This window comes from Aurantimonas sp. NFXS3 (assembly GCF_049132005.1).
Classification (GTDB): Bacteria; Pseudomonadota; Alphaproteobacteria; order Rhizobiales; family Rhizobiaceae; genus Aurantimonas; species Aurantimonas coralicida.
This window is the reverse complement of sequence record NZ_JAGDDZ010000006.1, coordinates 295,280-313,405: the sequence shown is the minus strand read 5'-3', so window position 1 is coordinate 313,405 and position 18,126 is coordinate 295,280. Positions and strand designations below refer to the sequence as shown.

The 18,126-nt window shown below is 67.2% G+C and carries 16 protein-coding genes and 2 tRNA genes; 9 read left to right on the top strand and 9 right to left on the bottom strand.

The annotated features are described in order from the left end of the window. Positions 1-36: 36 nt before the first annotated feature. Complete coding sequence (gene wrbA, locus J3367_RS17855; protein ID WP_024351780.1) at positions 37-636, top strand: NAD(P)H:quinone oxidoreductase; 600 nt, start codon at positions 37-39, stop codon at positions 634-636. Positions 637-821: 185 nt separating this feature from the next. Here wrbA and J3367_RS17850 read toward each other — a convergent pair whose 3' ends face one another. Then, positions 822-1,028, bottom strand: coding sequence for a hypothetical protein (locus J3367_RS17850; protein WP_024351779.1), 207 nt, complete (start codon positions 1,026-1,028; stop codon positions 822-824). Between the two features lie 157 nt (positions 1,029-1,185). On the opposite strand from J3367_RS17850, the gene J3367_RS17845 reads away from it, so the two are divergent. Together J3367_RS17845 and ade are read left to right on the top strand one after the other, a co-directional pair. Then, positions 1,186-1,271: transfer RNA gene (locus tag J3367_RS17845), tRNA-Leu, on the top strand. 148 nt (positions 1,272-1,419) lie between these two features. Next, positions 1,420-3,228: an adenine deaminase gene (ade, locus tag J3367_RS17840; RefSeq protein ID WP_024351778.1), complete on the top strand. Its 1,809-nt coding sequence runs from the start codon at positions 1,420-1,422 to the stop codon at positions 3,226-3,228. 39 nt (positions 3,229-3,267) lie between these two features. Here the strand turns inward: ade and J3367_RS17835 are convergent, their stop codons facing one another. Then, entirely contained in the window at positions 3,268-3,897 is a 630-nt protein-coding gene (locus J3367_RS17835) for a LysE family translocator (protein ID WP_024351777.1), read from the bottom strand. A gap of 380 nt (positions 3,898-4,277) precedes the next feature. Between J3367_RS17835 and ilvA the strand changes: the two genes are divergently transcribed. Beyond that, positions 4,278-5,531 carry a threonine ammonia-lyase IlvA gene (ilvA, locus tag J3367_RS17830; protein ID WP_024351776.1) on the top strand — a complete coding sequence of 418 codons (1,254 nt, stop codon included), beginning with the start codon at positions 4,278-4,280 and terminating at the stop codon, positions 5,529-5,531. Positions 5,532-5,590: 59 nt separating this feature from the next. Here the strand turns inward: ilvA and J3367_RS17825 are convergent, their stop codons facing one another. The 6 genes from J3367_RS17825 to J3367_RS17800 all read right to left on the bottom strand — a co-directional run bounded on the left by J3367_RS17825 (position 5,591) and on the right by J3367_RS17800 (position 11,589). Next, positions 5,591-6,610: an aldo/keto reductase gene (locus J3367_RS17825; protein WP_024351775.1), complete on the bottom strand. Its 1,020-nt coding sequence runs from the start codon at positions 6,608-6,610 to the stop codon at positions 5,591-5,593. A gap of 49 nt (positions 6,611-6,659) precedes the next feature. Beyond that, positions 6,660-7,715, bottom strand: a complete 1,056-nt coding sequence (locus J3367_RS17820) for a hydroxyacid dehydrogenase (RefSeq protein WP_051141643.1) — start codon at positions 7,713-7,715, stop codon at positions 6,660-6,662. Next, positions 7,712-8,797 carry a LacI family DNA-binding transcriptional regulator gene (locus tag J3367_RS17815; RefSeq protein WP_024351773.1) on the bottom strand — a complete coding sequence of 362 codons (1,086 nt, stop codon included), beginning with the start codon at positions 8,795-8,797 and terminating at the stop codon, positions 7,712-7,714. The genes J3367_RS17820 and J3367_RS17815 overlap by 4 nt, the downstream gene beginning before the upstream one ends. Beyond that, complete coding sequence (locus tag J3367_RS17810; RefSeq protein WP_024351772.1) at positions 8,794-9,540, bottom strand: ATP-binding cassette domain-containing protein; 747 nt, start codon at positions 9,538-9,540, stop codon at positions 8,794-8,796. Before J3367_RS17810 ends, J3367_RS17815 begins: the two co-directional genes overlap by 4 nt. Beyond that, the gene (locus tag J3367_RS17805; RefSeq protein ID WP_210310380.1) at positions 9,537-10,568 is read right to left on the bottom strand and encodes an ABC transporter permease; all 1,032 of its coding nucleotides are present in this window, start codon (positions 10,566-10,568) and stop codon (positions 9,537-9,539) included. Before J3367_RS17805 ends, J3367_RS17810 begins: the two co-directional genes overlap by 4 nt. 76 nt (positions 10,569-10,644) lie before the next feature. Next, positions 10,645-11,589: a substrate-binding domain-containing protein gene (locus J3367_RS17800; RefSeq protein WP_244495471.1), complete on the bottom strand. Its 945-nt coding sequence runs from the start codon at positions 11,587-11,589 to the stop codon at positions 10,645-10,647. A 335-nt stretch (positions 11,590-11,924) separates the two neighbouring features. On the opposite strand from J3367_RS17800, the gene J3367_RS17795 reads away from it, so the two are divergent. From J3367_RS17795 to J3367_RS17780, 4 genes are all read left to right on the top strand, one after another. Further along, on the top strand, positions 11,925-12,857 hold the full coding sequence (locus J3367_RS17795) for an SMP-30/gluconolactonase/LRE family protein (RefSeq protein ID WP_024351769.1): 933 nt from the start codon (positions 11,925-11,927) through the stop codon (positions 12,855-12,857). A 73-nt stretch (positions 12,858-12,930) separates the two neighbouring features. Continuing rightward, positions 12,931-13,377 (top strand): RbsD/FucU family protein, encoded by a 447-nt coding sequence (locus tag J3367_RS17790; RefSeq protein WP_024351768.1) that lies wholly within the window; start codon positions 12,931-12,933, stop codon positions 13,375-13,377. Positions 13,378-13,385: 8 nt separating this feature from the next. After that, positions 13,386-14,303 (top strand): amidohydrolase family protein, encoded by a 918-nt coding sequence (locus tag J3367_RS17785; protein ID WP_024351767.1) that lies wholly within the window; start codon positions 13,386-13,388, stop codon positions 14,301-14,303. A 118-nt stretch (positions 14,304-14,421) separates the two neighbouring features. Next, the gene (locus J3367_RS17780) at positions 14,422-16,128 is read left to right on the top strand and encodes a GMC oxidoreductase (protein ID WP_421461925.1); all 1,707 of its coding nucleotides are present in this window, start codon (positions 14,422-14,424) and stop codon (positions 16,126-16,128) included. 82 nt (positions 16,129-16,210) lie between these two features. On the opposite strand, the gene J3367_RS17775 is transcribed toward J3367_RS17780, so the two are convergent. Beyond that, positions 16,211-16,300: transfer RNA gene (locus J3367_RS17775), tRNA-Ser, on the bottom strand. 603 nt (positions 16,301-16,903) lie between these two features. Between J3367_RS17775 and J3367_RS17770 the strand changes: the two genes are divergently transcribed. Then, positions 16,904-17,995, top strand: coding sequence for a septal ring lytic transglycosylase RlpA family protein (locus J3367_RS17770; protein ID WP_024351765.1), 1,092 nt, complete (start codon positions 16,904-16,906; stop codon positions 17,993-17,995). Positions 17,996-18,126 lie beyond the last annotated feature (131 nt).

Genomic DNA, 18,126 nt, shown 5'->3' with positions numbered 1-18,126 from the left:
CAGACTCCACGACATTTTCTGAAAGGAAGCGAACCGATGGCGAAAGTCCTCGTACTCTACTACTCCAGCTACGGACATATCGAGGCGATGGCAGAGGCCGTAGCCGAGGGCGCGACCAGCGCCGGCGCCACGGTAGACATCAAGCGCGTCCCCGAGACGGCCCCGCAGGAAGTTGTGGCGGCGGCACATTTCAAGACGGATTACGCCCATCCGGAATGCGACCCGATGGACCTGCCCAGCTACGACGCCATCATCGTCGGCGTGCCGACCCGCTTCGGCAACATGGCCTCGCAGATGCAGGCGTTCTGGGATCGCACCGGCCCGCTGTGGGCGAAGGGCGCGCTCGTCGGCAAAGTGGGCGGTGCCTTCACCTCGTCCGCGTCCCAGCATGGCGGCAACGAGACAACGCTGATCTCGGTGATCAAGACGCTGCTGCATCACGGGCTGATGGCCGTCGGTCTGCCCTATGCCTTCGCCGGACAGATGGACATGAACGAGATCGTCGGCGGCACGCCCTATGGCGCGTCCACCATGGCCAGGGGTGACGGTTCGCGCATGCCCAGCCAGATCGAGCTCGACGGCGCCCGTTTCCAGGGACGGCACATCGCCGAGATTGCCGCGAAGGTCGCGGCCTGAACGAGGCCGGATTTTTGGGGACGGCGAGGGACACGAGATGCCCCTCGAGGGTGGTCGTCCGATATGGCTCGGGCGACCGCTACTCCGATAGACGGCGCAAAGACATGATGACGCTTGCCTGCGTCATGATTGCGGGCTGATTGCCCCCGCAGGATCGCAGCCAAACGTGCCGAAACGCGCGCGTCTCAGTTGTTCGGCGTCTCCTGAAGCGAGCCGCTGCCCTCGAAATTCAGCGCATCGAGCAGGCGCGTCAGGGCCGCGTTCTGCTTCTTCAACCGGACGAGGAAACCCTGCGCTTCGTGAGCATCGGTACTGGCGCTGTCGACACTTTCCACGCGGGCAATGCGCGCGGATCGGGCGGTGTCTCCGAAACGGCTGGAGTGCTCCGTCATGCGTCGGTCTCCCATGCTCGTGTGGTCCGGCTTCTGGCCCGCCGGTTACGCAACGTTACTCATTTTTGCCGCAATTCGCGATGGCTTTTTGTTTCAGTGTGACATTCGGTCCACGAATCTTGACACGGATACCCCGTTTGGTTGAGGTCGCGGCGGCGCGGGCGTGGCGGAATGGTAGACGCAAGGGACTTAAAATCCCTCGGGCTTCGTCCCGTGCGGGTTCGAGTCCCGCCGCCCGCACCAGCAGACAGAACGACTTAGTGCCGGTTCTTGCTGCAATTTGCGAACGATGGCTCCTCATGCGGGCCATCAGTGGCACTGATCACCACAATGTGTGACCGCCGATCACGGACTGGCAGCGGCGGCCGGGCTCTCTCCACGGGGACATTCCATGACCGATCTACCCACCAGCGTGCCCCCGTTCGAGGCCGTGGCACCGCAACTCGTCGATGTGGCGATGGGGCGGACCCATGCGGATCTGGTCGTGCGCAACGCGCGCTGGGTCAATGTCCATTCCGGCGAGATCATCCCGCAGACCGACGTCGCGGTCGCCGCCGGGCGCTTTGCCTATTGCGGGCCCGACGCCGGCTACATGATCGGGCCGGATACCGAGGTGGTGGAGGCCGCCGGGCGCTTCATCATGCCGGGGCTCTGCGACGCGCACATGCATGTCGAGAGCGGCATGGTGACCGTCACCGAGTTCTGCCGCGCGGTGATTCCGCACGGCACGACCTCGATGTTCATCGACCCGCACGAGATCGCCAATGTGCTGGGCCTGCCGGGCGTCCGGCTGATGCATGACGAGGCGCTGGCCCAGCCGGTCAATGTCTGGGTGCAGATGCCGTCCTGCGTGCCGTCGGCGCCGGGGCTCGAGGAAGGCGGCGCGATCCTCGGCCCGCAGGATGTCGCCGAGGCGATGGGCTGGCCGGCGATCATCGGCCTCGGCGAGGTCATGAACTTTCCCGGCGTGGCGGCCAACGACCCGACGATGGTCGGCGAGATCGCGGCAACCCGGAAGGCCGGACGCACGGTCGGCGGACACTATGCCTCGCCCGATCTCGGCCGCGCGTTCCACGCCTATGTCGCCGGCGGTCCCGAGGACGACCACGAGGGCACCCGCATGGAAGATGCCGCCGCGCGGGTACGCCAGGGCATGAAGGCGATGCTGCGGCTGGGCTCGGCTTGGTACGACGTCGCCGAACAGGTGCGGGCGATCACCGAGATGGGTCTCGATTCGCGGCATTTTATCCTGTGTACCGACGACTGCCATTCCGGCACGCTGGTCCGCGAGGGGCACATGGACCGCGTCGTGCGGCATGCCATCTCGCGCGGGCTGAAGCCGATGACCGCGATCCAGATGGCGACGATCAACACCGCCGAGCATTTCAAGCTGGAGCGCGAAATCGGGTCGGTCACGCCGGGGCGCCGTGCGGACTTCCTGATCGTCTCGGATCTGAGCGATCTGACCATCGACGCCGTCTATGGCCGCGGCGTGCGGCTGGCGTCGGGCGGCAAGCTGGAAGCCGACATGCCGGCCCATGCCTATCCGGACAGCGCCATCGACACGGTGAAGCTCGGCCGGGCGCTGACGGCGGACGACTTCCGCGTCGCCGCGCCGAAGGGCGCGGGCGCGACGGTCGAGGCGCGGGTCATCGGGGTGGTCGAGAACCAGGCGCCGACCCGGGCGCTGACCGCAAAGGTGCCGGTGCAGGGCGGCATCGCCATGCCCGATCCGGACAACGACGTCTGCCGCATCGCGCTGGTCGAGCGGCACCGGGCGAGCGGCGACTTGGTCAACGGCTTCGTGTCCGGCTTCGGCTACACGGGGCGCTGCGCCATGGCCTCCACCGTCGCCCATGACAGCCACCACATGATCGTCGTCGGCACGTCCGAGGACGACATGGCGCTGGCCGCCAACCGGCTGGGCGAGGTCGGCGGCGGCGTGGTCTTCTTCGCCGATGGCAAGGAGCAGGCGCTGGTCGAAATGCCGATCGCCGGCCTGATGTCGAGCGAACGGGCCGAGATCGTCGCGGAAAAGGCCGACCGGCTGATCGCGGCCATGCGCGCGGCCGGCTGCACGCTCAACAACGCCTATATGCAGCATTCGCTGCTGGCGCTGGTGGTCATTCCGAGCCTGCGCATCTCCGACAAGGGCATCGTCGACGTGGAGCGCTTCGAACTGGTCGACCTCTTCGTCTGACGCCTTGGACCGCCAATCGGCCCGGTCGCGCCCTTTCCATCAGGCGGCGACCGGGCTCCGCGCATCCGACATGATCTTCAGCCCGATCGCGACGAAGCAGGCGCCGGCCAGCCGCTCGATACGGTGACGGACATCGCGGAACCGGGCCATGATCGGTGGCGAAGCCATGAAGAGGCTGACGGCGGAATACCAGGCGAGTGAGCTCGCAACGACCAGGCCGATCATCAGCACCATGACCCACGACGGCATGGCGCCGGACGCCGCCGTCGCAAACACGCTGGCGAACAGGACGATCGCCTTGGGATTGGTCAGGGTGACAAAGAAGCCGAACAGGAGCGCACTGCGCTCGCGCGGCGCTCCGCCGGCGATCTCCACGGGATCGGGGCGCTTGATGATCAGCCGCAGCCCGAGAAAGACGAGATAGGCGCCGCCCAGGATGCGGACGAACCAGGTCAGCCATTGATACTGGGTCAGGATCGCCGACAGGCCGATCAGGCTCAGGCCTGCGTAGAAGCCGAGACCGAGCGAAACGCCCAGCGCCGTCGCCAGGCCGGCCCGCGATCCCCGCGTCATCGCAGAGCGCACGACCGCGACGAAATCGGGCCCCGGCAGCATCAGTGCCGGGATGAAAACCGCGAGCACGCTGCCGACTGTCATGACGAGGTCCATCGGGCATTCTCCCGCGCAGGCTTAAGAGAGGTGATTATCGTTCCTGCCTTCAACCCGTGCAACGACAGCGACGCGGGTGACGCGGATCGGCCGCGCGGCTTTACAAATTCGCGCGGATGGCCGATGGCTGGCGCAACGGTAATCGAGCAGAGAAAGGGGCGCGCGATGGCATGGAACATCACGATCGGCGGAGCCACGTCCCTGATTATTGGCGCCGGCCTGTCTGGCGCCCGTGCTGCACAGCAGCCATCCGGTGCTCCGACATGTCCGGCCCGCGGCGGCGTCGTCTAGACAGCTTCCGCCTATCCGGCCGCCGCATGTGACGGCCGCGCATTCCTTCGGAGCCGGAGCCGGTTCCACAAGAGCTAAGTCTGTGATCCATGTCCGATAACGAGTTTTCCCGCCGCGTCGCTGTCGCGGAAGAGGCCCTGCGTGCCCTGTTTCCGGCGACGCCCCTGCAGCTCAACGAGCATCTTTCGGCCAGATACGATGCGCGCATCTTCCTGAAGCGCGAAGACCTGACGCCGGTGCGCTCCTACAAGATCCGCGGCGCCTTCAACTTCATGCGCAAGCGGATCGCCAACGGCTCCGCCACCGGGCGGTTCTGTTGCGCTTCGGCCGGCAACCACGCCCAGGGCTTCGCCTTCGCCTGCCGGCATTTCGGTCTCGAGGGCCGGGTCTACATGCCGGTGACCACGCCGCAGCAGAAGATCGACAAGACCCGTGTCTTCGGTGGCGATGCCGTCGAGATCGAGCTGATCGGCGACTTCTTCGACGATTGCTATGCGGCGGCCAAGGCCTATTCCGCCGAGACCGGCGCGGCGATGGTGCCGCCCTTCGACCATGAGGACATCGTCGAAGGCCAGGCGACGGTTGGCCAGGAAATCGCTGCGCAGCTCGACGGGGAGCGCCCCGACATGCTGGTGCTGCCGGTCGGCGGCGGCGGACTGGCCTCCGGTCTGGCCCGCTACTACGCCGGCGAAGCCAGCCCCGACTTCCGCTTCGTCGAGCCGCTCGGGGCGCCCAGCCTGCGCACAAGCCTGACCAAGGGCGAGCGCACGCGTTTGCCGCAGCTCGACGGATTCGTCGACGGTGCAGCCGTCGCCGAGATCGGCGCGCTGCCCTACGAGACGCTGTCGCGCTTTGCGCCGGACGACGTGCTGCTGTCGCCGGAAGGCCGGCTCTGCCAGACCATGCTGGAGATGCTCAATCTGGAGGGCATCGTCCTGGAACCAGCCGGCGCGCTGGCCATCGACGCGCTGCGCGACCTGAAGGACGAGATCCGCGGCAAGACCGTCGTTCTGGTGGTCTCGGGGGGCAATTTCGATTTCGAGCGCCTGCCGGACGTGAAGGAGCGGGCGCTCCGCTTCGAAGGCTTGAAGAAATACTTCATCCTTCGGCTGGCCCAGCGCCCCGGCGCGCTGAAGGATTTCCTCGATTATCTCGGCCCGGACGACGACATCGCCCGCTTCGAATATCTGAAGAAATCGGCCCGCGACTTCGCCTCGATCCTGATCGGCATCGAGACCAAGGACCCGGCGAATTTCGAGGGGCTGCTGGCCCGCTTCGCCGAGAATGGCGTCAGCTACCAGGACATCACCGACAACAATATCCTCGCCGATCTCCTGATCTGATCCGCCAGCGATCCGCGTGATCACGACCGCCGCGGCTCCGGCCAGCGGCGGTCGCGTTGTCAGTCCTGCGGGACCGGCGCCTCAGTGCGCAGCAGGCCTTCGGACTTCAGGTCCGACCACAGGCCGGCGGGGATCGTCTGCCCGATCAGTTGCAGATTGCGCTGCAGATGGTTGCGGGACGACATGCCGGGGATCACCGCGGCGACGCTCGGATGGGTGAGGGGAAAGCGCAGGGCGGCGGCGGCCAGCGGCACGTCATGGGCCTTGCAGACGCTCTCGATCCGCCGCACCCGCTCCAGGATTGCCGCCGGCGCAGGCTCGTAGTCGTAGGTGGCACCCGCCACAGGCCCCGTCGCCAGAATGCCGGAATTGAACGGCCCGCCGATGACGATCGAGGCGTTCTCACGCTGACAGCGCGGCAGGAAGCTGTCGAGTGCGGTCTGTTCGAGAAGCGTGTAGCGGCCGGCCAAGAGGAACACGTCCCAGCGTCCGTGGTCCATCGCCTCCTCGCAGACCTGCCACTCGTTGACGCCGAGCCCGATCGCCTTGACGTCGCCATTGCGGCGCAATTCGTCGAGCGCCCGGTAGCCGCCTTCCATGGCCTGCCTGAACAGCGCCGGATGCGCCGCGGCGCCATGGGTGACCGGACCGATGTCATGCAGGAAGAGGATGTCGACCCGGTCGATGCCCAGCCGCTGCAGGCTGTCCTCGTGGGAGCGCATGACGCCGTCATAGGAATAGTCGTAGTCGGAGCGGAAGGGCGCCGCATCGACGAACTTCTCCCGGTCCGGATTGGGCCCGCGATCCGGTCGGATCAGCCGCCCCACCTTGGTGGAGACGACGGCCTCCTGCCAAGGCAACCCGCGCAGGGCGTCGCCGAAACGGCGCTCCGACAGGCCGAAGCCGTAATAGGGGGCCGTATCGAAATAGCGAAAGCCCGCCTCCCATGCGTCGGTCAGGAGGCCGCGCGCCTCGTCCTCCGCGATCGGGGCGTAGAGATTGCCCAGCGGCGCACCGCCGAAGCCGTATTCGGTGACCTGGACGCCGCTGCGCCCGATCTCGCGTTTGCCGAACTGCATGGGTGATCCTCCCTGTTGGTTCAGGCGGAGCCTCGCCGCAGCCGCCGATCTAGTTTGTCGTCACCGGGCGCGAGCGCATCCTGGCGACGGTCTCGCGCTCGGCCCGCTTGCACAGCATCGGCGGCAGGCCGCGGTCCATCAGATCCATATCGTCCAGCACCATGTCGCCCATCCGCTTGAACGCGACATCGAGCGCGCCGGCGCGATGCGCCGAGCAGAGGAAGCCGTCGAGGGTGCGCACCGGATGATCCTGCGCCAGGGGCTCCTCGGGGAAGACGTCGCTGGCGGCCTGGATGCGACCGGAGCCCACCGCCGCCATCAGGGCGTCGAAATCGACGACGTCGGCGCGGCTGAGCAGGATGAAGGACGCGCCCGCGCGCATAGCCGCAAACTGGGCGGCGCCGATGAAGCCCTGGTTCTCGGAGGTGACTGCGGCGACGGTGAAGACCGTGTCGCTCTCGGCCATGACTTCTTCGAGCGTGGCGGGGACAACGCCGTGGCCGCGCAGGATCGCGTCGGGAAGCCAGGGGTCGAAGACCCGGATGGTGACGCCGAACCCCGTCAGCAGCCGGTGCAGCGCCCGGCCGAGATCGCCAAAGCCGATCAGGCCGATTTCAGATCCGCCGATCAGGCGGGCGCTGTGGTTGCCGTCGCCGCCCCAGGCTTCGCGGCCCTCGCGGAAGGCGCGCGCCGCGGTGCTGACGCCGCGGGCAAGATCGAGTGCCATGGCGAGGCCCAGTTCGGCGACCGGCTGGGCAAAGACGGCGCCGGTCGTCACCACGTGAATGCCGCGCTCGAACAGCGTCGGATAGGGCATGTTGTCGATGAGGTTGCTCTCGACATTGAAGACGCAGCGCAGCGATTGCAGCCGCTCCAGCGTGTCCGCGTCGACCGGGGGCTGGCCGATGATGTAGCGGGCCGCCGCCAGGACCGGATCGGGCAGGGCGGCCAGACCGTCCGGTTCGCATTCCACGACCTGATAGGTGTCGAAGAGCTGCCTGCGCCGCGCATCGGTCAGGATCAGCGCGAGCGAGCGCGGATGCGGCACGCTGATCACCAGCGGCCGGTCGTCGACAATTGCGGATGGGGCAGCCGGCAGGCTCACGCGACGTTCTCCATGTTCGTTTGCGACCGGGGCGGTCTGGCCGATCCGCGGATCACCAGACGCGACGCCAGCCGCCTGTCCGAAGGGCGCCGGCTCGGATCGGCCAGAAGCTCCTGCATCATGTCGGCGGCCGCGTCGATCATCGCGGCGACCGGCTGATGGACCGTCGTCAGGTCGTAGGCCGCATGGGCGGCAACGCCGATGTCGTCGAAGCCGACGACCGCCAGATCACCGGGAATCTGCAGGCCGAACTCGCTGCGCGCCACGTCGATCACCGCCAGCGCCATGACGTCGTTGGCAGCGAAGATTGCGTCCGGCTGTTCGGCTCCCGACAGCAGCCGCCGGCTGGCGGCAAGACCGTCGGCATAATTGAAATTGCCCGTCTCCTCGGCAAGCAGCGCGACGCCGCGGGCCGCGAGCCGGTCCGTGAAGCCGCGCCTTCGCTCACCGCTGGTCGCCGCACAGGGCAGTCCGGCAAGATAGGCCGGTCGCCGGCAACCGGCATCGAGAAGCAGGTCGGCGACCGCCGCCGCGATCTCGACATTGTCGACCGTGACCGCGCCCACCGGCACCTCGTCGGCGTGGTCGGAAATGCCCTCGATATCGGAGTTGAACACGACGACCAGCGGAATATCGAATTCGGTATAGCGGGCGGCGGACTGGGGCGAGATGTCGTTGGACAGGAAGAAACAGCCATCGACGCGGTATTCCAGCATGGAGGGCATGGCGATCTGCAGGTCGCTTTCCGCGTCGCCGGAAAAGATCAGCGTTTTCAGGCCGTCGTCCTGCAGGCGCCGCGCCAGCCGCTCCAGCGCGACGGCGATGAAGGGGTTGTCGAGCCGGCCGGTGACGATGCCGATGATGCCGGAGCGCCGGCTTACCATCGCGCGGACCAGAGCGTTGCGGTGATAGCCGAGCTCCTTGGCGGCGGCGAGCACCTTGCGGCGGGTCTCGTCCGAGACGCTGGCTCCCTCGGTGAGGGTGCGCGACACCGCCGAACGCGACACGCCGGCCAGTTCCGCGACGTCGAGCGCGGTCACGCGGCGGCGGGACGGGCGCGAGGGTCGTTTGGCTGACGTCATGCCGTTTCGAGCGCCCCCGTGATCAGGCCGGTCGCCTCTTCCGGAGAGCTGGCGGAGATGGGCTTGTCGGCGACCTTGCGCCCGCGGCGCAGGACGACCAGCCGCTCGGCGACGGCGAAGACGTCGGGCATGCGGTGGCTGATCAGGACGACGGTGACGCCGCTGTCGCGCAGCCGCTTGATGAGATCCAGCACCTGCGCGACCTGCCGCACGCTGATGGCGGCGGTCGGCTCGTCCATCAGGACGATCTTCGATTGCGCCAGCCGGGTCCGGGCGATGGCGACGGCCTGGCGCTGGCCGCCGGACATCATCCGCACCTTGTCGCCGGGGCAGGTCTCGGACTGGAGCTCGGCGAAGAGCTCGGCCGCGCGGCGCGACATGGCGCGGTAGTCGAGCACCTGGAAAGGACCGATGCGGCGCTTGAGTTCGCGGCCGAGGAAGACGTTGTCTGCCGCGGTCAGGTTGTCGCAGAGCGCCAGGTCCTGATGCACCACCTCGATGCCGTGATTGCGCGCATCGGCACTGTCGGCAAAGCGCACCGGCTGTCCCTCCAGCGCGATCTCGCCCTCGGACGGCTGGAAATTGCCGGCGATGATGCGCACCAGCGTCGACTTGCCGGCGCCGTTGTCGCCCATCAGGCCGACGACCTCGCCATGGCCTAGCGTCAGGTCGATGTCGTCGATCGCGTGGATCGCGCCGAAGCGCTTGGAGACGTTGCGCAGTTCGAACAGCGGTCCGGTCATTCGGCAAGCCTCCGCGTGGCGGCGAACTGGTCGAGGGCGACGGCCGCCACGAGGATCACGCCGATCAGGATCTGCTGGATGAAGGAGGAGACATTGAGCAGCACCAGGCCGTTGGTGAGAACGCCGATCAGCAGCGCGCCGACGACGGTGCCGAAGATGCTGCCGACGCCGCCGAAGAGGCTGGTGCCGCCAATGACGACAGAGGCGATGACGGTGAGTTCCAGGCTGAGGCCAGCGACCGCTTCGGCGGAGTTCAGGCGGGCCGAGAGCAGGAAGGCGGCGAGGCCGCAGAAGAAGCCGCTGATGACATAGACCAGCATCACGATCCGGCGGATCGGCACGCCATTCAGCGCGGCGGCCCGGGCATTGCCGCCGGTGGCGTAGACGTGCTTGCCGAAGGCGGTGTAGCGCAGCACCAGATGGGCGACGAGCGCCGCGAGGACGAAGATGATGACCGGGACGGGCACCATCGAGATGCGGCCCTGGCCCCACCAGGCGTAGTCTGCGGTGAAGCCGGAGATCGGCCCGCCACCGGAAAACAGCAGGGCCGCGCCGCGAAAGGCGGTGAGCCCGCCGAGCGTGACGACGAAGGGCGGCACCTTGAGGCGGGTGATCGCCAGCCCCTGCAGCGCACCGCCCGCCATGCCGACGGCGAGCGCGGCGAGGACGGCGAAGATCACCGGGTTGCCGGCGGCATCGCCCGCGGCGATGGCGAAGCGATCGTCCAGCCCGCCCTTGGCGACATAGGCGCCGACAAGGCCGGCGAGCGCCAGGAGCGAGCCGACCGACAGGTCGATGCCCGCGGTCAGGATGACGAAGGTCATGCCGATGGCGATCAGCCCGGCGATGGAGACCTGCCGCAGGACATTGAAGATGTTGAGCGGGTGCAGGAAACGCGGCTCGAGGATGGCGAAGATCGCGACGAGCAGCAGCAGGAACAGCGGGGCGGCATAGCGGGCCAGGAACTGGATCGCATCGAAGGGATGCGCTCGCGAGTGCGGCACCGCAGACGGGGGCGCAGGGGTCATGATCTCATCCGAAGACAGGGACGGGAAAGAGCCGGCGGCGACGCCGGCTCTTCTGGCAGCGCGGTAACGCCCGGCGCTACTGGATCTCGCCGAGGCGCTCGGCCTTGTCGAGATTGTCCTTGGTGATCGCGATCGGGTTCAAGAGGACCAGCGGCTCGGGTGCCTTGCCGTCGCGCAGATGCGCTATCATCGCCTCCAGCGCCGTGGCGCTCTGGCCGCCCGGAAACTGCTCGATGGTCGCGGCGAGGCCGCCGTCGCGCACCGAGGCCAGCGCCTCGGGCAGGGCGTCGAAGCCGATGATCGGGATGTCGAGGCCGCGCTCCTGCGCCACCTGCAAGGCGCCGAGCGCCATGTCGTCATTAGCGGCGACGATGACATCGGGCGGGGTGGCGAGGCCGCCGAGGATCGCCTCGGTGACCGACGCGCCTTCCTCGCGGGCGAAATTCGCCGTCTGCTCGGCAACGAACTCGTAATTGTCCTTGCCGTCGAGGACGTTGTGCAGGCCCTTGTTGCGATCGATCGCCGGGCTCGCGCCGGGCTGGCCTTGCAGATTGACGACGCGGGCGCCGTCCGGGAACAGTTCCATGATGAGGTTGCCCTGGGCCTCGCCGCCGACGACGTTGTCGGCGCCGACATGGGACAGGATGCCCTCGACACCGTCGACGCGGCGGTCGATCGTGATCACCGGGATCTCGGCATCGACGGCCTGCTTGAGGGCCGGGGCCATCGCGACCGCGTCGATCGGGCTGATGATGATGCCGTCGACGCCCTGGATGATCGCCGCTTCGACGTCACCGGTCTGCTTGGTCGTCTGGTTCTGGCCGTCGGTGGCGATCAGGCTGATGCCGCCGACCTCCTCGGCCTTCTTGGTCAGCGCGTCCTGCATGTGGACGAAGAACGGGAACTCCAGCGCCGGCATGGAGGTCGCCAGCGTGACGTCCTGGGCATGCCCCGGCACCATGGCGCCCAGCAGCGACGCGGCGACGACGCCCGGCGCCAGCAATTTCGAAAACGGCTTCATTCCATCCTCCCGAGATCCGGCGCGTTCGCGGCCTCCCAGCGTCGAACGCCCGTATTTATCGTCGCGGAATCAATTAGAAGCGCCAACCGCCCCAAGTAAAACCGCCCTTTGCACACGTGTGCAACGATGCTACGCTAGCTTCGGTGCTGCGATCGGTCAATGGCCGAGCTGCCGCCGGCGGATTTCAACTTTGCGCTGCATGTATAGCCATGTTGCGATGCGAAATCTGACAGTAACGGGTTGATCTGCGTCGCCTTCGGGTGACACTCAAGGCGAGGGCCGGCGGCATTCCTGCTGCAAACGCCCGGGACGAACTGCCGGCGGGAGGGCCGAATATGGGGGAAACAGGGTCGGCTGTGGCCGTGGAGGATCCGCGCTTTGCGGCATTCTTCCCGCCAGACGCGAAGCTTGAGCGCATTGCGGAGGGGTTCATCTGGGCCGAGGGGCCGGTCTGGTTCGACGAGATCGGCGAATTGCGCTTCTCCGACATTCCCAACAACCGCATGATGGCTTGGACGCAGGAGGGCGGACTGCGCGTCTTCCGCCAGCCGGCGCAAAGCACCAACGGCCATACCCGCGACCGCGACGGCGCGATGATCTCCTGCGAGCATACCGGGCGCTGCGTCAGCCGGACCCGGATGGACGGCACCTACGAGGTGCTGGCGACCCACTGGCAGGGCAAGCGGCTGAACTCGCCCAACGACGTGGTGGTCAAGTCCGACGGCTCGATCTGGTTCACCGATCCGCCCTACGGAATCATCTCGGACCATGAGGGCATTCGCGCCGAGAGCGAGATCGGGTCGAACAATGTCTACCGGATCGATCCCGACACCGGCGCGGTCGACCTCGTCGCCGACGATTTCGACCGGCCCAACGGCCTGGCCTTCTCCGTCGACGAATCCGTTCTCTACGTCGCCGATTCCGGCCGCGCCCGCGGCCACGGCTTCGGCACCGACGACAGCCGGCCGCATCACGTGCGGGCGCTGACCGTGGTGGATGGCCGGCGGCTGGGGACGAGCCGGGTCGTCTGCGAGGTCGACCGCGTGCCCGACGGCCTGCGGGTCGACACGGAAGATCTCCTCTGGGTCTCGGCGGCCGACGGCGTCCATTGCTTCACGCCGGCCGGCGAACGGCTCGGCCGCGTGCGGGTGCCGGAGGTCGTGGCCAATCTCACCTTCGGCGGGCCGGATCGCTCGCGGCTCTTCATCTGCGGAACGAGCTCGATCTACGCCATCGACACCACGCGCCGCGGGGCGCAGCGGCCGTGACGGTCACCGCCCGCACCTTCGTCACGAACTTCCGGCGCCGGAACGGGGCCGCTCACCAGAAGGACCATCGCCCATGCTGAAGGGGATCGACCCGCTCCTGAACGCCGAATTGCTGGGCGTCCTCGCCGCCATGGGACATGGTGACGAGATCGTCATCACCGACGCGAACTTCCCGTCCGAATCGGTGGCACGCGACACCGTGCACGGCACCGCGCTGCGCATGGACTGCTCGGCCCCGCGCGCGGTCGAAGCGATCCTGTCGCTGCTGCCGGTCGACGATTTCGAGCCGGACGCCGTGCGCTTCATGAATGTCGTGGGCGATCCCAAGGCCCGGCCCGAGGTGATCCAGGAGGGCGAGGCGCTGTTTCGGGCCGAAGGCGCAGACCTCACCGGCGTCGACCGGTTCGATTTCTACGATCAGGCGCGCGAGGCCTATGCGATCGTCCAGACGACCGAGCGGCGTTTCTACGGCAATTTCATCATCCGCAAGGGCGTGATCCCGCCGGGTTCCAGCAGCTGAGGCGAGCGATGTCGGAGCGGATCGACGCCCATTGCCATTTCTGGCAGCTGTCGCGAGGCGACTATCACTGGCTGCAGGACAATGACGATCCGGCGCTGGCGCCGATCCGGCGCGATTTCGGTCCCGCCGATCTGCGCCCGCTTTCGGCAGCGGCCGGGATCGGGCAGGTGGTCCTGGTGCAGGCGGCCGAAAGCGACGCCGAGACCGATTTCATGCTGGCGCTGGCCCGGCAGAACGATGAGATCGCAGGCGTCGTCGGTTGGGTCGATCTGGCCTCGGCCGGGGCCGCGGACCGGATCGCAGCGTTTGCGGCGGAGCCGGCGCTGAAATCGCTGCGGCCAATGCTGCAGGATATTGCCGATCCCGACTGGCTGCTGACGGCGCCGTCGCCCGCGGCACTCGCCGCGCTGGACCGCTCGGGCCTGCGCTTCGACGCGCTGGTGCTGCCGGTGCATCTGTCGCGGCTCGCGAGCTTCTGTGCTGCCCATCCCGATCTGCCGGTCATCATCGACCACGCCGCCAAGCCGGCGCTCGGCGCGCCGTCGGATGATCCGCGCCATGCCCTGTGGGCCGAGGGGATGGCCCAGCTGGCCAGCGAGACGGCCTGCGCCTGCAAGCTGTCCGGTCTCCTGACCGAAATGCGTCCCGACCAGCGCGACACGCCGGAGGCGGCGCTGGCCGTCCTGCAGCCGGTGTTCGAGCAGCTGTTGGACTGGTTCGGGCCCGGGCGCCTCGTCTGGGGCTCGGACTGGCCTGTGCTGACCCTGGCGGCATCTCACTCCAGCTGGGTCGAGATCACCGACGCCTTTCTCGCGCCTCTGTCAGCGAGCGAGCGCGCGGCGATCCTTGGGGGCAATGCCCGCCGGTTCTACGGGCTGGCGGAGGCGAATAACGGATTGGGCTCAGCCAAGCTGAGCGGCACCTGAATGCGCTTTCTCGCTTCCTTGCGCGAGTAATATGTCCCGGTACAACGCAGACGCGCTCCCCTTCCGTTGCGAAACGTGCCAGCTTGGTCAAAGTGCAATGCAGCATCGGGGCTTGATCATGATCTCGCATGGTGTTCCTTCGCATTTCGGAACCGCGGATATCTGTGTGGCGGGAGCGGGCCCGGTCGGTCTCGCAGTTGCACTGCAATGCGCCCAGGCCGGCCTCAAGGTGATCCTTCTGGAGTCCGGTACGCAGCGCGCAAGCAAGACGCACCAGCTGCTGTCGAATTTCACCAGCGACGACGACATCATTCATGCTCCGGCGCATCTGACCGTGCGCAGGGTTCTGGGTGGCACATCAACCATGTGGGGCGGGCGCTGCGTCGAGTACGACGATATCGACTTTGTCAGGCGCGACCATGTGGGAGGATCGGGCTGGCCTATCGCCCATCATACGCTGAGACCGTACTACGACGCCGCGCGCCGTTTCCTCAGCAGCGACTTCGGCGCAATTGACCCGGTGCCGGAGCAGAGTATCTTCCAGACCACGTCGCTGGAAAGCTGGACCCGCGACAGAAACACGGCGCATTACCACCGCGAGGTCCTGAAATCGTCGAAAAGCATACTCGTCTGCACCGACAGCACACTGGTCGACGTGCGGATGCGCAATGGGGGCGGCGCCGTCGAAGCGTTCGTCATACGGTCTCGCGGGCAGGAGGTTGTCGTCCGGGGCTGCGCCTTCGTTCTCGCCTGTGGGGGGCGCGAGAACGCCCGTTTGCTCCTCAACCTGCAGAGGCGGTTCTCCGCAATGTTCGGCGGGGAAGGGGGCCCACTGGGGCGCCGTTACATGGGCCATCTGGCCGGCGAAATCGCCTGTATCGAATTCGCGGACCCGAGTCTGGCCGAAGCGTTCTTCTTTCGGCGGGCCGGGCAGCGGACCTTCATACGGCACCGGTTTCGACCGACCGACGAGACCCAGCGTCGCCACGAGCTTCTTAATATCGCCTTCTGGCCAAAAAGTCCGCCGCCGGAGGATGCGTCCCATCGCGACGGCGTTGCTTCGGCGCTGCACATAATGAGCCGGCTGCGCGTACGAGCGCGACATCGACCGGGGCGCCCAGCCGACCCGACAGTCGCCAGCGCGCACATCCTCAATATTCTCCGCAAACCGGGCGCTGCGATGATCGGGGCAGCCAGCTATGCCTATCGGCAAGCGACGCCGCGGAGCCGATATCCGCATTATTTTCTTCGGACACCCGATAATATCTATCTACTCCACTATCACTCCGAACACGCGCCGAACGACGCTAGCCGGATCGCGCTTTCGTCCGACAAGGACGATTTCGGGCTTCACAGGCTATCGGTGAGCTTCCGCTATGGCCACCAGGATTTCCAGTCCGTCGTACGCGCCCATGAACTGCTGGATGAGTGGCTGAGGTCTCAAGGATATGGCCGATTGCGATATCTGGACGATAGCGGGGATCGCCTTGAGGGCATCCGCCGCCATGCCCGGGACGGCTACCACCAAATCGGCCTGACCCGCATGTCGGATAGGCAGGGAGATGGGGTCGTCGACACAAACTGCACCGTACACGGGGTCGCCAACCTCTCCATCGCCGGAAGCTCGGTTTTCCCGACCTCCGGACAAGCCAACCCGACCCTCGCCGCAGTCGCGCTTGCGCAGAGACTTGGCGATCACCTCACCCGCAGGCTCTCGACGCGCGGCTCGCCCAGCCCGGCTCCGCACGACCCGCCAGCAAGTTCGTCCTCCACCTTGACTGAGGGGCGTTTCCTCCGAGGACGAACGGACGGGGCAGAAGCGTGAACCGATACTCGGTCATTGACGCGAACCGCACTGCACCCCGGGACCATAGGAATTCGCGATACCAAGTGATCGATAGCTGGGTTGGCGGATGGGGTGGGATTCGAACCCACGGTACGGTCTCCCGCACGCCGGTTTTCAAGACCGGTGCCTTCAACCGCTCGGCCACCCATCCGACAGCGTCCGATTAAAGCCGACGGCGGTCCGGCGCAAGCGGGCGTGGTGTCTTGGCCGCGATCGTGGGCGTGGCCTTCGCGTCGGTGTCGGCCGCGGTGGTTCAAGCAGTTCGCGACGCGCGGCCGGGTTGGGAGATAGCGTTGTAATAATTCGTGAACGGACGTTATCCGCATAGCGGCCACCGGTCCAACCGTGGCGGCAATGTGGCGCCCGGCGTTGATTGGCGGGGCCGTGCAGCCGTCGGCATGCCGGCGCATTGTGCTGTGTTCGCGTGGCAGAGGCTGTTCGGACTCAACGCCTTATCGCCGGGCGCGGCAGGGGCCGCGCCGCGTTTGGGGGGCGTGGCAACGCGGAGCCGGGCGGTTGTGAAGAGCGTGTCGGCTGCGCGCGGCCGGCGGCCAAGTCAAGCGCCGAAAGGGCCGGCGGATCGGGCGCGTTGCGGCCAAAGGTTTGCCCGGCGGGTTCAGTCTTTGGTAAGCTCCAGCCTGCATGGGGGCGCAGGTGCCGGAAGTGCCGTTCGCGGATCTTCCGGCTGTGTATTGAGTGATGGAAGGGGCGCAGCATGGGCATTGCCGCTGCGAGACGGAAGCGACACGGGCTGATGACCGGCCTGATCGTTTCGTCCGGAATGTTTCTGGCCGGCTGCACGGGGGCGCAGTCCCCGGTCGAGGAACTGGCCGACATCAGCACTACCGTGAAATTCGACTCCCGGACCTTCGGCGTTCCGGCCAGTCCGCGCATCACCACTGCCAAGCGCGTGCCCAAGGGCGGCGGCCGTTCGCAGGTCGGCAAGCCCTACAAGGTACGCGGCAAGTGGTACTATCCCAAGGACGATCCGGGCTATTCCAAGTCCGGCACGGCCTCGTGGTACGGCCCGAACTTCCACGGCCGCCTGACCGCGAATGGCGAAGTCTACGACATGCATGGCCTGTCGGCGGCCCATAAGACGTTTCCGCTGCCCTCCTATGCGATGGTCACCAATCTCGAGAATGGCAGCCGCGTCATGGTGCGGGTCAACGACCGCGGGCCCTTCGCCCATGGCCGCGAGATCGACCTGTCGGCCGTGGCGGCGAAGCTGCTGGACTTCCAGCATGCCGGCACTGCCGAGGTGCAGGTCGACTATATCGGCCGGGCGCCGCTGGAAGGCGACGACACGCAGATGCTGATGGCGAGCTACGTGCCGGCCCAGGGCGCCGATCCGTATGGCGACGCCGTCATGGTGGCCTCGGCCGACGATCGGCCGATCCCGCAGCGCGGCGTCCAGCCGAGCGCCATCGCTTATGGCGAGACCCGCGAATTGCCGGGTGTGCGTCCGGACGCCGTCCGGGCGGGTGAGGGCAGGGGCGCCGGATCGGGTGAAGGCTTCGATCTGCGCAGCTTGCTGCCGCTGGACGGGATCGCCGCTTTTGCCAGCTCCTACGCGCCGGAACACAGCACTGGCGGTGCAGGCGATGCACTGTCGGCGGCGGTCGCCGCGGAGCCGGAACGGATTGCCATCGGCACGATCGCCGGCGATCTGGCAGAGCGGGTGCGCAGCGTCGCATTCGGTCATGGCGAACTGGTCGAGGACGCAGTTCCCGGCGAGAATGGCCGCGTCGCGACGTTGGTCGTCGCCCCCGTTGCCGACACCGATGCCGTGCTGCGTCGGCTCTGGCAGGTCGGTGCGGAAAACGCTTTCGTCATCCGCGACTGATCGGTTGCGCGACAGGCCCGGCAGGCGGCCGCCGAGCCGGCCCACGGGCTTGTTCAGCCTCTCAGCGCATCCTCTCCCGAGAGAGCGGAAACCAGTCCGACGGAAAGTGACGACGCGCATGTTGCGGCGGC